Source organism: Sporosarcina saromensis (assembly GCF_033253735.1).
Lineage (GTDB): Bacteria > Bacillota > Bacilli > Bacillales_A > Planococcaceae > Sporosarcina > Sporosarcina saromensis.
In genome coordinates this window covers 102,021-116,347 of sequence record NZ_JAUBDI010000010.1, presented here as the reverse complement: position 1 = coordinate 116,347, position 14,327 = coordinate 102,021, and the positions used below count along the sequence as shown (strand labels likewise).

General features: G+C 36.8%; 16 protein-coding genes. 14 read left to right on the top strand and 2 right to left on the bottom strand.

Features of this window, described 5'->3' with window-relative positions; genetic code table 11:
• The first annotated feature begins 27 nt into the window (after positions 1 to 27).
• The 6 genes from QT711_RS11770 to QT711_RS11745 all read left to right on the top strand — a co-directional run bounded on the left by QT711_RS11770 (position 28) and on the right by QT711_RS11745 (position 6,605).
• Positions 28 to 1,269: a helix-turn-helix domain-containing protein gene (locus QT711_RS11770; RefSeq protein WP_317944478.1), complete on the top strand. Its 1,242-nt coding sequence runs from the start codon at positions 28 to 30 to the stop codon at positions 1,267 to 1,269.
• A 327-nt stretch (positions 1,270 to 1,596) separates the two neighbouring features.
• Positions 1,597 to 1,911, top strand: coding sequence for a hypothetical protein (locus QT711_RS11765; RefSeq protein ID WP_317944476.1), 315 nt, complete (start codon positions 1,597 to 1,599; stop codon positions 1,909 to 1,911).
• A 224-nt stretch (positions 1,912 to 2,135) separates the two neighbouring features.
• Positions 2,136 to 4,676, top strand: coding sequence for a hypothetical protein (locus QT711_RS11760; RefSeq protein ID WP_317944474.1), 2,541 nt, complete (start codon positions 2,136 to 2,138; stop codon positions 4,674 to 4,676).
• A gap of 1 nt (position 4,677) precedes the next feature.
• On the top strand, positions 4,678 to 5,562 hold the full coding sequence (locus QT711_RS11755; RefSeq protein WP_317944472.1) for an ABC transporter ATP-binding protein: 885 nt from the start codon (positions 4,678 to 4,680) through the stop codon (positions 5,560 to 5,562).
• 436 nt (positions 5,563 to 5,998) lie between these two features.
• The gene (locus tag QT711_RS11750) at positions 5,999 to 6,274 is read left to right on the top strand and encodes a hypothetical protein (protein ID WP_317944471.1); all 276 of its coding nucleotides are present in this window, start codon (positions 5,999 to 6,001) and stop codon (positions 6,272 to 6,274) included.
• On the top strand, positions 6,267 to 6,605 hold the full coding sequence (locus tag QT711_RS11745) for a hypothetical protein (protein WP_317944470.1): 339 nt from the start codon (positions 6,267 to 6,269) through the stop codon (positions 6,603 to 6,605). The genes QT711_RS11750 and QT711_RS11745 overlap by 8 nt, the downstream gene beginning before the upstream one ends.
• A 486-nt stretch (positions 6,606 to 7,091) precedes the next feature.
• On the opposite strand, the gene QT711_RS11740 is transcribed toward QT711_RS11745, so the two are convergent.
• Positions 7,092 to 7,595, bottom strand: coding sequence for a hypothetical protein (locus QT711_RS11740; RefSeq protein ID WP_317944468.1), 504 nt, complete (start codon positions 7,593 to 7,595; stop codon positions 7,092 to 7,094).
• 383 nt (positions 7,596 to 7,978) lie between these two features.
• On the opposite strand from QT711_RS11740, the gene QT711_RS11735 reads away from it, so the two are divergent.
• From QT711_RS11735 to QT711_RS11705, 7 genes are all read left to right on the top strand, one after another.
• Positions 7,979 to 8,506: a hypothetical protein gene (locus QT711_RS11735; protein ID WP_317944466.1), complete on the top strand. Its 528-nt coding sequence runs from the start codon at positions 7,979 to 7,981 to the stop codon at positions 8,504 to 8,506.
• Between the two features lie 1,007 nt (positions 8,507 to 9,513).
• Positions 9,514 to 10,446: a DUF6731 family protein gene (locus QT711_RS11730; protein ID WP_317944464.1), complete on the top strand. Its 933-nt coding sequence runs from the start codon at positions 9,514 to 9,516 to the stop codon at positions 10,444 to 10,446.
• Positions 10,447 to 10,953, top strand: coding sequence for a hypothetical protein (locus tag QT711_RS11725; RefSeq protein WP_317944462.1), 507 nt, complete (start codon positions 10,447 to 10,449; stop codon positions 10,951 to 10,953).
• A 130-nt stretch (positions 10,954 to 11,083) separates the two neighbouring features.
• Positions 11,084 to 11,293: a lipoprotein gene (locus QT711_RS11720; RefSeq protein WP_317944460.1), complete on the top strand. Its 210-nt coding sequence runs from the start codon at positions 11,084 to 11,086 to the stop codon at positions 11,291 to 11,293.
• Positions 11,294 to 11,307: 14 nt separating this feature from the next.
• The gene (locus QT711_RS11715; RefSeq protein WP_317944458.1) at positions 11,308 to 11,574 is read left to right on the top strand and encodes a hypothetical protein; all 267 of its coding nucleotides are present in this window, start codon (positions 11,308 to 11,310) and stop codon (positions 11,572 to 11,574) included.
• A gap of 559 nt (positions 11,575 to 12,133) precedes the next feature.
• Positions 12,134 to 12,361, top strand: a complete 228-nt coding sequence (locus QT711_RS11710) for a hypothetical protein (RefSeq protein ID WP_317944456.1) — start codon at positions 12,134 to 12,136, stop codon at positions 12,359 to 12,361.
• 97 nt (positions 12,362 to 12,458) lie between these two features.
• Complete coding sequence (locus tag QT711_RS11705) at positions 12,459 to 12,836, top strand: hypothetical protein (RefSeq protein ID WP_317944454.1); 378 nt, start codon at positions 12,459 to 12,461, stop codon at positions 12,834 to 12,836.
• A gap of 60 nt (positions 12,837 to 12,896) precedes the next feature.
• Here the strand turns inward: QT711_RS11705 and QT711_RS11700 are convergent, their stop codons facing one another.
• Complete coding sequence (locus tag QT711_RS11700; RefSeq protein WP_317944452.1) at positions 12,897 to 13,334, bottom strand: hypothetical protein; 438 nt, start codon at positions 13,332 to 13,334, stop codon at positions 12,897 to 12,899.
• 212 nt (positions 13,335 to 13,546) lie between these two features.
• On the opposite strand from QT711_RS11700, the gene QT711_RS11695 reads away from it, so the two are divergent.
• Positions 13,547 to 14,326 (top strand): amino acid ABC transporter substrate-binding protein, encoded by a 780-nt coding sequence (locus tag QT711_RS11695; protein WP_317944451.1) that lies wholly within the window; start codon positions 13,547 to 13,549, stop codon positions 14,324 to 14,326.
• The last annotated feature ends 1 nt before the right edge of the window (position 14,327 follow it).

Here is a 14,327-nt window from a genome sequence, read left to right as displayed (position 1 = left end):
GAATATACCCATAAGTAGGTGATGTAAATGCATGTTGGATATATGATCAAGATGGAGCGGCTCTCTCAAAAAATGAAACAGGCTGTCTTGGCTAAGGGGATTTGTTCTGAATCGCAACTAAGCAGAATTGAAAACGGGAACATTAAGGGCCGTGATGAGGTATTGGATAAGCTATCCAAGAGATTGGGTATTGCCATCTCAGACGACTTCAAAGATGAAAGGGTTCGTGTCGAGGATTATGTAGTGCGTTATGAAAGGATCATAAACACGCGTGATCAAGAAGGGGCAGCTAGACTCATTAGTGAGTTAACGGACAAGTTCCCTTCAGCTGGAATACAGACAAGAATAGAGTTAGAACTGATGGCAATACGGTTAAGTCTAGTGTTGAAAGGCGGAGAAAAAGAAACACGGAGGAAACTTGCAAAGTATCAAGACATTCAATCGGAATTGACACCTCAACAAGCCTTTGCTGTTTTAAAAATGAAAGGAATGTCTTTATATACAAACGGTGAGTTAAAAGAAAGTTTGGAAGCGCTCTCAAAGGCGAAATGCATGACGGAAAGTCTTGCACTCTCGCCATTTGAACGAGCTGATTTTGCCTATGTCCTATCTGTCGTTCTTATGGCGAATGGGCAGAAATTTGAGGCACTTGTACAAGCTAAGCAAGCGCTTGCCTATTTTGAATCAATAATGATGGAACAGCGGGTAGTGGAATGCCATATGATTTGCGGAGTAGCTTACAAAAATAATGATAATTTAACAAAAGCTCTCGAAGTATTCCATCTTGTTGAAATGATTTGCATTCAGTTTGACTTGGATTCCTTACTAGGCATTCTTCACCAAAATATTGGCGATGTTTATTCGGTGATGGGTGAGTCGGAGCGTGCCATTTCACATTTTGAAATAGCTATCGATCATAAAGAGCTTCCGAGTGAACTGTTGTACTCTATCTATTCTTTGGTGAAGGAATATGAAAAAATAGGAAGACTGGATCAGGTAAAAAAATGTTTGAAAGAAGGATCAGGACTAGTGCCTGAATTGCATGAGAGAAAAAGAGAGTATTATGAGCACCACTTTAATGCATATGAAGCCGTATGTTCACAAGATGAAAAAAAGATAGAAAATGCAATGTTGTCGGCATTCCACTTCTTTAAAAAAAGAGGTAGTCATAAACAATGGATGGATTACGCAAAAAAACTTGCAGACCTCTATGCTAGAAATGGCAAATATAAAAAAGCGGTGGATTTTTATAAAATGATAGTTGGCTGAAAGGGTGGCTGAGATGAAGAGATGGATGTTTGGATTTCTTATTGTATTTTCGGGGAAGTGCGGCTGCTTTCCAATTGAGTGGAGAAGACGAAGAACTGCCAGGAATTTCAGAAGAATATACGCATGAATTGTAAAATCCCTATCATTTGCGAAAATGCCGTCTGAAAATGCTCTAAAAACGCTACTTTCAATAGCTCATTTGCGCAATAAATAGTTATGGACAATATTGGTGGAATATGGAATGATTGAATTGTAAGAACTATCGGCTGATATTCTTCGTAAGAGTTTCTTTTTTATACTAAAAAATAGAGATGGAGGAATAAATTGATGAAGAAGATTAAAGTATTATCTTTAAGTTTAATCGCCGCTTTATGTTTAGGATTATCAGCACCATTCTCAAGTGTCCAAGCTTCTGATAACGTTAACGCGCAAATTACTCCCATGGCAGATAGGATATTTGTGGAACAACTTAAAGCTCCAACATATACATCAGCTATTTGGGTTACAGAAGTCCGAAACGGAAAAACGTACTCTGGGTATCTATACAATAGAGGTTTTCATCCTACGAATGGATACTCGATATTTAATGGTTGGCTCGATGCTGCTCCTTACGTAGATCCTTATCTGCTGGAAGATAATTAATATATATATAAGTCGTACAGAACATTTTTTAATGCACCCCTTTAAGTTGATATTGTGTAAATGGACTAATGTTTATACTACTACTTAAAGGGGATTTTTTTATATTGGCAATCGGAAAATGAACATTTATAAAAAGTACTATTGAATCAGAGTAGGTAAGGTCAAGGTTTGTAATTACGAAGAGGAATCACTGGATAATGTTCAATGATATGGGGAGTGAGTTGATGAAAAAAATAATTGCCTTCATGGTTAAAGGGATAATCAAAAGCAAATACGTCTTGTGGCTATCGCTTGTATTAATTGTTTTTATACTATTACTTTACGGAATCAACACTACACAATCAGGGGCAACTAAAAAAGAGTTACAGGCTACTTTTGAAAAACGGTTAGAGAATATTGATTTTTTAATTGGAAGAGCTTTAAACAAGAAGAGGAATATTGGTTTATCAGAAGAGGCGGAACGTGGATTAGATAGTTTATTAATCCAAGAAGAATATTTAAAAACAATAGAAAGTAAGTTAAATGATGAAGATTTAGATATTTCATCCGAAAATCTAGATTATATTAAAGAATACAGAGTGTATGAAAGTACTATTTCCATTCCTTATCAAAATATAGATGTTTTGCATATCGAACAACGGAAAGCAGAAATCTTAAAGAAGTATAATTTATCCTACACTGAACAAGAGACTCCTTATAACACTGCTTTGTTTACTAAGAAATTACTTCAATTATTATTCAGCCCAATTACCGCGTTTCTATTTTTACTTATTTTCATCTATAAATATAAATCGGATGAACAGAATCGAATATTTGATTTTTTAAAAGTGAAATCGTTATCGAATCCTGCTATCTATTACGGCTATTTAATACCATTTTTACTAATCGTAGTCGGATACATAATTCTGGCAAGCTTCTTATCATTGCTACCTCCTTTGGTCACTGGAAATTTAAATACAATCCACTATCCAATTGAAGTTGTAGTGGGTGCAGATACATTGATGGTACCTGTATGGAAATGGCTACTCTATATTCCGATAGGCTGGGGAATTTTTGTTTCATTGCTGCTCGTATCGGCAATTTGTTTATTCAAACAACGATTTAGTATGGGTATGTTGCTAACCATAATTGCTTTGCCTCTCATAATTGCTTATATTATCTCAGTTCAATTTGGTTTTTACATCGTTAATCCAATCCATTTAATTGTTTCATACGAAATGCATCTACTGCCTACGCATCGTTATACACCCTATTTGACTGGTATGTTTGTTCTGCTTATTATTTTTTTAATCGCTTCCTATCCGGTTTTCAAATCGAAGGGATTGTACCTTAAAGTCCCTGTGCTCCATTCTATCCGAAAACAGTATGCGCCCAAAAACAGGTGGAAGCTGATTCAATTTGAACATCTAAAAAAGAAGCGAAAAGGTCATGTGCTCTTTTCGCTAATTCTGTTAGTTGGAATTATCGGGGGGACGTACATCTTTGTTAATCAACAATATCAAAATCTCCCCAAAACGTATTTGCTAGTAATCGAAGAACAGCAAAATTTTTACGTTGAACAGCAAATGCATTGGAAAGTGCTTGAAGAAGAGTTTGATATGGAAATTGAAATGATGCGTGCTGATCACGAAAAATCCGGTGAAGAGACGGAGTTCGTTTCCGCCGAGAATCCATATACGATTATGATTGAAAATATGGATCTCTCCTATCGCTTGTTAGATGATTTAAAGAACGAAATTGGAGAAAAGAACTTTCCTGAAAAGTTTCGGGAAACAATGAACACCATACGAAAGGAACCATCCTATAAAGAATTAGATCGAAATCTATGGGATGTAACGGTAATGGCTTCTGAAGAGCAGCAACGTATTCTAACGGAAAAGGAAATTACGCCATGGCCGATTGGACCTCTGTGGATTTCACATTTTCAGGACCCAAGCACAGCCCTTAATGACGTTCATTACACAATACTCAAAGCGAATCAAGAGCGGAATACGAAGTATGGAAATAGCGGCCTGTTTTCTGTCTACAAATACTTGAATTGGAATATGATGTTGTTTGGTATGGGTGTCTTCATCCTATTATTATGGACAAGCTTGTCCGATGAGCGACAGCCGAATTCGTCCATCAATTTCATGAAAACCAAAACAATTTCTTTCCGTTCAATCTATGTAAGCAAGTGGGCTTACAATCTGATGATTGCTTACGGATTGCTTGTTCTATGTGGGGGCATTGTATTCCTACTCAGTTCACTAATCGGTGGTATAGGTGAATCGCAATATCCGATTTTAGTATATGCGACGGGGAGTTACGAGGATGGCTTCACGCTTGAATTGTCGCCCGATGTTACTTCAAATGAAAGTGCCGACGATGGGGTATTTTATTCTTATGGAGATAATGTCAATTTCTATTTTGAAAGTTTGCTCGTGCTTATCATGAAGAGCGGCATGCTGATTATGGCGCAAATCTTCTTTTTGAACAGTTTGTTTAGCTTAGTGGGGAGATGGGTGAAAAATCAGTATGTGACGATTATCATTACGTTGCTGCTGGTATTTACAGGCTATTTCTTGGCTAGTCAGTATACGTCGGCAAGTTATATGTTTTTGAATCCTTTCACGTATTTTGATACATGGAATGTCGTGGATGGTTGGAAATCGCTTGTTGCGAATTCAGCTGCTGTGAACTTCATCAATGGAAGTATCATTCTATTTGTCAGTGGAATCCTGTTGTTCATCATCGGCTTACTAGCAGGAAGGAGGAAGGCGTAATATGTCGATTTTAAATGTTAATCAGCTTACGAAGAACTATGGGAAACGAAGTATCCTGAAAGAAATTACGTTTGAAATGAATGAAGGCGATATCATCGGTCTTGTCGGGCCAAATGGGGCGGGGAAATCCACTTTGATGCGTTCCGTTTTAGCATTGGAAGATGTAGAAAGCGGCTCAGTGCGGATTAAAGGTATTTCTAACCAGAATCCTGAATTCTTCAGATATGTCACATTCCTACCAAGTGATAACTACCTCTATATGCATCTCACGGGATACGATCATTTGGCATTTGTCGCGAGTATCTATAATCTGGACACGAAGGAAATCGATGAAGTTATACAATTGATAGGAATCCGGACGTATGTCAATAATCCTGTCAAGTCTTATTCATACGGCATGCGACAGCATCTGCTGATTACGTTAAGTATCCTGACAAAACCGCTCATCATCTTGATGGATGAACCTTTCAATGGTTTGGATCCGACAAGTGTAATTGAACTGAAGGAATTGATCCGCGCATTACATGCCAAGGGGATTAGCCTACTCATTTCCACACATAACCTGGATATCCTAGAGGATTTGACGAACACAATCTGGTTTATCAAAGATGGCGAGTTGGTTAAAAATGATATGTTGATTGACGGGAATGATCCGTTTCAAATTGAAGTTAGGATGCCGGCAGAAATGTCATTGGAAAATGTGATGTCGGACAGTCAATTGCCTTATCGTCTATTGGACAATCGTTTATTTACGGATCCGGCATATGAGTTGGAGAAATATCTTGAATGGTTGATAAAGAATGGAGTAACAATTCAATCAGTGAATCGTAGTAAACGGAATTTGGAAGAGATGTATAAGAGTTTTTATGAGGTAAATGTGCGGTAAAAGGATGGTTGTGTGCCGCCTAAACGCGTCTAGGAATGAGAAAGCAACTTCCATAAAATAAAGGGAGGTTGCTTTTCATTTTAACTAATCAGCACAAGTAAGGAACATGGATTAATAAAAAGGGGTAAGATTTTTCAAGTTATTATAAGAATTATGCTCTATTCATACAATGTATTAACTAGAAGGTATTTATCGGACGCTTGGAATAAATCCTATGTAATAGAAGGAAGGTGTTTTCGTGGCTGTTTTAGCCATTAACAATCTATCAAATGGCTTTAAGAATCACTGAGAATTGGACGGCATCACTTTAAAAAAAGGTGCAAGTTTGAATTCAGTTAATTCACTACAATTGCATTTAGATGAGTGCAAAGTGTAATAGTTGCTGGGTTTTCAGTTGATTCCTGTATAAATAATCAAATTGGTTGAATTGACGTGAATGTTTCTGACAAAGGCGCCGTCAATTGATGATTCTTCATTTAGGAAATATCGTCCAGTTCCTCCAGTCGGAATTTATAACATTGGTTCTAAGGATGCTAATACCCTTAAAAAGTTAAAGAATCAAGATGAATTAACTTTTGAAGAGTTGGCAGCCCTTGATTTAGAATTGTCAGTCCAAGAGACCATATCGAAAATTCAAGAAAAAGTAATTTCAACTGAAGTTGGACAGTTGGTTGAGGAATCCAATAAACATAAGGATGGAGTATATGAATAAGCTGATATTGATTGGTTCTTGTCTGATCCTATTAAGTGCATGTAAACCTCTTTCCGAACCTTTAATAGAAGGTGAAATGATTAAACTCTCAATTCAGTGTACAAATGGTAAAACGGTTGTTATTGATAATCAAGTAACAATTGATAAAGTATTAATCGATATCAACAGTTCAATGAGAGAAGGTACGGAAGAAATGGAATTTGACCTCGAACATCAAGCTACGCTTGAAAGTAACGATGGTGAGACAGTTACTTTCAATCTATTCGATGGGGGTAAAACGCTTGTTTCAGGTTATTATGTTCACTCTAATATTGAAGATTACTGTAAATAGTCAATAAAGGAAATAATTATTATTAGTGAGTATTTCGATATAAGTAGAACCTACCGGATCAACCAGTGGGTTCTTTCTTTTTGTAGTTTTGCCATTTATTAATTATACAATTGTCCGACTGGCTATTATCAAAAATAGAAGTCTTGCTTGAACTAAAACGTAAACTCAAAATACGCCTTTTCAACGGGTTCGATACTTTTATTCACATGCTTTTCCAAGATTCTAGCAGAACTATGGCGGGGCGTTTTAGGGGGGGCGACCACTGTGCCAGGTTGAATTTAGTTAATTCATTACAATTGCATTTAGATGAGTGGAAAGTGTATTAGTTGCTGGGTTTTCGTTTGATTACTGTATAAATATTCAAATTGGTAGAATTGACGTGAATGTATCTAGTACAGTTACCGTCAAATTTGAACCCAAAATTAGAAATCGTAAAGATAGCGCATCATATCGCGCTCTCGCAGAATATAAACGAGCTAAAAAGAATTAATTATTCCACCTGTACACTTGATAATCAAAGTAATCCATTTTGCTAGTCCATCTAGTTCCTGAGAGCTCAGGGAGTAAATCTCTGTGGTGACCCCAATTTAAGATATGTATATTTTGCATTTCGGCATCCCGAAGAGTGGACAAGCTTCGCGCATTATATGCAGGTTTGTGTACGTAAATTAATAATCGTTCGGCTAAATCAATCTCTTCAGACCACTCTTGTTCAGTAGGATTTTTAGAACCATGTAGTCTCCCAACGTAAATTTTCGTGTTATTTGAGTCGTTGGTGTCAAGCCAACCTTCTTGGGCAATTCTCAGGCCTAGAGTTTGTCGGTCTGCCTTGCCGATATATAACAGAACGTAACTGCCGTAGGTTATATGCTTTCCGTAAATTTGATAGATACCATAATCCGTTTCAGTATTCGTTAGGGAAGGAAGATCAATGAGCTTAAATGGTCCATCCCAATGGATTTGAATTAATTTATTCTCAATATGTTCCAATGCTATCACATCCTGTCTCAATTCTTAAAAGTATGCATGAAAACCTAAATTCATTGGGATAGCCCATATGTAGCATCCTAATAAACAAACTGGACCTAAAAGCAAATTGTATAGTCGCTTAGGTAATAACCTTGAAAAGATGAGTGAATAGATAAGGGCAACAGCGAAAACAGTTAAAACCAAAACAATTAACGGTCCGATAATTGGCATCCAGTCAACTTCAACAGCATCAAACATGTTGTTTGTATCCCCCAATACAAATATTTAAAAAGACCAGGAGTGTCCCTCCTGATCTAGCCAACTAAATTATAGCATGGAGGGACCTTCGAAGAATAAAAAAAAAATATTAGTTAATACTAATTATAAGGAGTGATGTGTCTGTCATGAGAAACTTATTTATTATTATGTCGATTTCTTTATTTTGGTTTTTCGTTTTAGACGATGTCAAAGCAGATAGCGATTCATTTGGAAAAACATATTTTAAGGGTGGCTATAAAGAAATTAACAAGGCATTACAAGAGAGTAAAGATCATTTCGAGCGTAATATTGCACTGCCAACACAATTGCCTCCAATCCCTTTTACTCATAGCATGGGAAGATTTAGTGACTCGGAAGGACTTGAAAATGATAAGCTTGAAATAATGTTCATAAACAAGGATTTACCCCAAAATCATTATGCGATAGTAATTCAACCTATAGAATACGCATTGAGAATTAAAGAAGAAAAAATCGACCAAGAATTTAAATTGGAAGATGGGAATCAGTCAATATACACTACCACGGTATTCTTAGGGTTTAATCTCTTAGTTTTTGAAAAAGATGGATTGCAATATATCTTATCTATTGACAAAAGAAATTCTGACAAAGTAACCAAAGAAGTATTAATAAATATCGCTAACTCCATAAAATGACAAACACTAAAATCATTTTAAGTTCGAATGTTGAATGAATGTTGTATATAACAAATTAATGGCGATAGCCTTGAAAACAGAGTAGTTAGTTCTTCACATGAAGTACACCCCAAAAGTTAGAGTCAAAAAACTAACTTTTTTGGGTGTTTTCTTATGGCTAAATATAGCGATGAATTTCGATTGTCCGCGAGTATTTGACTGGATGACTTAGCTTAAATACACAGTAAAAGATTTCTTGGTAATTGTAAGATATATCATGTTTTTTTCTGACGATATAGAAAGCGCAGAGCGGAAATATTTTGCAGACGTGTTATCAGATTTTCATTATCAGCTTGGATTGGTCAGTGAAATGTAAAATGAATCATAAACGTCCTACTATTTGAAGGGCGTTTTCTTATACGGATTCACCCAGATTTGAAATTATAACGTTGATATAATAACAAAAAAAGGGACGTGATTACAGCCATTCGATTTTACCACCCGTGACATCTCCATTTAATTAAAAACCCCTACAGAATCACTAAATTGTAGGGGCTTGGCTACGATCAGTTATTTATTTTTGTTCTCAAAGTACTCTATTATTTTCCTGGTGCCTTCATATATATCCTGCTGTCCGCTGCCACTTTTATTGGCGGCGTTTTTTGTTGTTTTAGGAAAATATTAAAACAGGTGCCTGTGCCAAGTTGAATTCAGTTAATTCACTACAATTGCATTTAGATGAGTGCAAAGTGTATCAGTTACTGGGTTTTCAGTTGATTCCTGTATAAATAATCAAATTGGTTGAATTGACGTGAATGTTTCTGGCACAGGCACCGTCAAATTGAAAGACCTGAATCAATTTTATGAGCGTCGATACTCAAGTTATTGAACCGCCGTATACGGAACCGTATCTACGGTGGTGTGAGAGGACGGGAGTTAATCACTCCCTCCTACTCGATTTATTTTGTAAGAAAAAAAGGACTTCCTGTTTATTGTGTCGAATAGGCACGATAGAAGGGGGAGATTTTATGACTAAAGTTAAAAAAATAGGTTTTAACTTTTTTAAACCTGTCACCGAGCAAGAGGATGGTACAATTCAACAAATAAATCTGCAGCCATTATTTGAGAGATTAAGGACCCAATATTTACGCGGAAGAGAAAGTATGCGAAATGGTGAAGAGGAACAATACAAGCGTGTGTATAGCTATAATTTTGAACCTGCTAGACTTTCAGATATCACAATTGAGCAACACACTCAGTATTTTCATTTGACTTTCGAAAGATTGAATTATACTTTGCCTAACAGAACAACTTTACATGGTGATTCAGAAATTTTAGACCTTGACGATGATGAGTATATTGGTCACGAAGCCAATGTGCTGTACGATACTACCAACCGTATTTTAATGATACAGAGAAATAGAGATTCTCTTGGTCCTACAGCAATTGCCTCGTTTATTGAAGCTCTGTTATTAGAGGCAGGAGCCGCGAATAACTTTTCGATTGCGATGATTTCAGACGATACTGCTAGAAGAAGAGCTTTTAATCAAGCAGCGTATAGAAAGATATCTACAAGAGTTGTTGGGCAAAAAGCAAATGATCTCTTGGGTCGGCTATTAGATCAAAGGCCACAAGGCATTGAAAGTGTTGAAATAACTTTTAACTCTAGAGGAACTAGAGACGCTGAAATAGATAATGATTTTTCATCGAATTTTCTAGAAGAATATACTGATGATCCGGATGTCCAAATGTTAAGAATCCGATCTAGGGAAGATGATGAATCCCCTGTGGAGCCTATAGACTTAATAAACCACAAGCTTGAAGCATATGCTTATTTCGAGTTGCAAAATGACCGTCAATTAAGTTCTATAAGGGTTTTTGAGGAAATGAGAAATCTATTTGATGTTGGAGACGAAAGGAGTAATGGAGCTTATAAAAATAAAATATTGAGGATGAGATAAATGAAACTAAGTACTAAAACAATATCTTGGTTTTCAGCATTATCGTTTATTGTAGGGATAGGTGTTTATCTCTACTTTCCTTTTTTTGGATATAAGGGTTTCGAAAAAGCATTGGAAGGTGTACTGCTTCTTTCAAGTATCAGTCTTGGTTTTTATGGCGCATGTTTGAGCGTACTAGCATCCATCTTTAACACCAAAATTGTAAGAGAAATTATGAAGGATAGTAATTATAAAAAAGAGTTTGTGGTCATCTCTTCTATGGCTTTGTTGACAGGTTTCATAACGGTTATAATTACAATAATCTATCAAGTTTTACTAGAAAATGGTAGTCCTTCATACGAATTTATGAACATTCTAAATTCAATTTGGTTTGTATCATTTTTGCTATTTATCAGTCACAGTATTTTATTTGTTTTAATTTCTTTTATTATCTTCTTTAAAAACACAGAAGACGAAGATGAGGAAGATACTGTGGCATCAGGTGCCATAAAAAATGAGAACTTTTGAATTATGTATAATAAATATAAGTTTTTAGCAAGCCATATCCATTCTTGGTATGGCTTTTTCAATTTATCCCATGGTTTTCTTTTCCTTTCAATTTGGATATGACAAGGAAAAGACTTTGGAGGGGAACTGCATGAAAAAAGAATTATTACTTTTATTGTTTGCTGTATTTTTGGCGGCATGTAGCGAGACTGAAACCGAAAAGCCTAAAGAAGAACCTAAACCGGAAGTTGAAACATCTGTCGAAGAAGACGCATCCAACGATAACGCTTCAGAAGAAGGAAAAAAAATCGATACATCTGTTTATGAATTCGCATCTAATGTGGAAGTAATGACTACATAACATTAGTCATTAATATGAAAACCGATAACGAAGGTTTGGCATTCCAACACGTTCTGAATCAAACATATGACTTTCATCAACAGCCTGACGTAGAAGGTGCCAAGACAATTGGAATCATTGTGAATGTCAAAGGCAAAAAGGTAGGAATGATCACGGTGTATCCGGAGAACTTCGTACCCAATGATGAAGAACCAATGTCTGATGTTGTTCTCGAAGCATCTGAAATCGAAATGATGTCAAAAGAGATGGAGGAGTTCGGCAAGACAATGGAATCTTGGTAAAGCGAGGTGAGCCAATTGGTATCAACACTCGTATCCTGTGATGAATGCCACGAACCCTTTGAAATGAATCTCAAAGGGCGTAAGCATCCAAGAAACATTATTGAAGCTTACATTTAGTGTCCTCACTGTAAAGCAGAATATATTTCATATGTAATAGACGAATACGCACGTCGTGAACAACTGGAAGTTATGAAGTTACGAGAGAAGCATATAAAAAGACAAGGTAAGCTATCCCTTTATATGGAGAATTTGAAATCGAATTTAATTGAAAAACAAAGGAATCCGAATTGTCGGGTATCCGTACCTTTGAAGACAGATGATTCCTTTTGCACTATGATTGGTGTGAAGGAGGTGATTATATGGGATTCAACTATGGAATGCGCGACAAGACTCCTCAACAGCAAGCCATTGTAAGGCAACGTGAAATAAAACAGGTGCCTGTGCCAAGTTGAATTCAGTTAATTCACTACAATTGCATTTAGATGAGTGCAAAGTGTATCAGTTACTGGGTTTTCAGTTGATTCCTGTATAAGTAATCAAATTGGTTGAATTGACGTGAATGTTTCTGGCACAGTCACCGTCAAATTCAGGAGGAGGTACGATTCAGTATAAAGGATATATTGAATCCGCATTAAAAGTGGCAAAAGAGAATACACTTCCGGAATTATGGGAGATATGCACAAATCGAAAATCAGAGGATGCAGAATATATGGTTGCTCAAGGAGCAATAAATTTCGTCATTGAACAAGAAGAATTAAAGCTTTTAAATAATCAAGCTGGTTTGTAGGACACATTAGTTCATTAGTTAATCAACTTGCTAATAGTCGCACATTATGTAACTTCCAATCGCAACTCACGTCTACTCTTTAAAAGGTGGAATTTTGATGAAGAATTTTCTACTCCTATTTGTCCCACTCTGTTTGTTGCTAGCCGCTTGTTCCCAAATCACACAACCGGAAAGAGAAGTGCAAATGAATCCAACTGCATCCCAATCAACCATTCAAATCGACCTTTCAGAAGACGATGTATCTTCTTTCAAACAAGCTGTAAAAGATTCCATAAAAGAGCCGGGAATCGTAAATATGGCAGATCCACAGTTCACATTCAGTTTGGATGACGAAAAATTTGCCTTATGGATTACCGATGATTCTGGTTCGCTCATGAAGACAACCGATACACATACGATTTACAATCTCTCCGATCATTCAGTAGCAGCGATTTATCAAATACTTTCGGACAAAGATTTAGTGAGTAGTCGTTAAACAAAAAGCACTAGGCGCATACTGATGTATGTACCTAGTGCTTTTTGTTATTTACACGCATTAACGCTTGTTCGGATCCATGCCATTTGGCTCTTCGCCGAGTCCGTTTACTTCTATTTCTTCTGGAGTTTGTTGAAACGTTTGGCCGTGTTCGAATTTATATACGGATGATGCAGGGTCCATTCCGTTTGGTTCGTTGGCCTGTTCGTAGGTTTCTGTATTATTTCGATTTAGTTCATTGCTTTCGAACTCATTGAAGGGTTGTTGCTGAAAAGACTGACCGTGCAATGACGGATCTACGCCGTTAGGTTCCGGGCCGAGTTCATTGCTTTCAAAGTCGTTTTGATTCGATCCAGTAAAATCTTGTTCGTTCACTGGAGTTGGGTGAGCAGCTTTTGGTTCATTTTCATACGTTTTAGAATCACGGGAATATACGTGTTGGACTTCCAATCGACGACGTTCTTCTGTTGCAGGTACTTCATTTGGTTGTTTGTTCATCTTTCACGCCTCCTCAGTTTTTCAAAACAATGTACTGTTCAATAACCGTTTTCTACCATTCTTAAACGCTATCCTTTTCACGTGCTATACAATTATGTAATATTCCGTCTATAAAAGAAGGGGTTTTCATTGCGAAACAATCGTGTTATAGTAGCAATACGTTAACGAGTTAAAGTGTTGAAGTTTAATATACATGAAAAGAGGTATTTTACATGAAGAGAATGTTACTGTTAGTCGGAGTATCCGTAATGACACTGTTTGTATTAGCTGCATGTGGGACATCCAAAAATGATTCAGCAAATAATGATGTGTTGGTCATCGGTGTGGATGATAAATTTGCGCCAATGGGCTTCCGGGATGAGAATAACGAATTGACTGGTTTTGATATTGATTATGCAAAAGCGGCAGCAGAGCATATGGGGATGGAAGTGAAGTTCCAACCAATTGATTGGAAAACAAAAGAAACAGAATTGAGCAGTGGTCGGATCGATTTGATTTGGAACGGTTATACGATTTCTGAAGAACGTAAAGGGAAAGTACTATTTACTAAGCCTTATTTGAAAAATGCACAAGTTGTAGCGACATTGACGGATTCATCCATTGAGAAATTGGACGACCTTTCTGGCAAGAAAGTTGGTTTGCAAGGTCTATCTTCTGCATCTGATGCTTTGAGCGCAAATCCGGTACATGACAAAGTGAAGTCAATCTCTGAGTATGCTGATAATGTATTGGCGTTGACAGACTTGAAAGCCGGTCGTGTGGACGCAGTCGTTATCGACGAAGTCGTCATTGATTACTACATGTCCAAACAAGAAGGTACATTCAAAGTTATCGGTGAATCATTGGCGCCTGAAGAGTACGGAGTTGGCGTGAAAAAAGGAAATGAAGAATTGTTGGATAAACTGCAAGCCGCGTTGGATAAAATGAATGAAGACGGTAGTGCAGCTGACATTTCTACGAAGTGGTTCGGTGAAGACAAAGTATTGAAGTAAA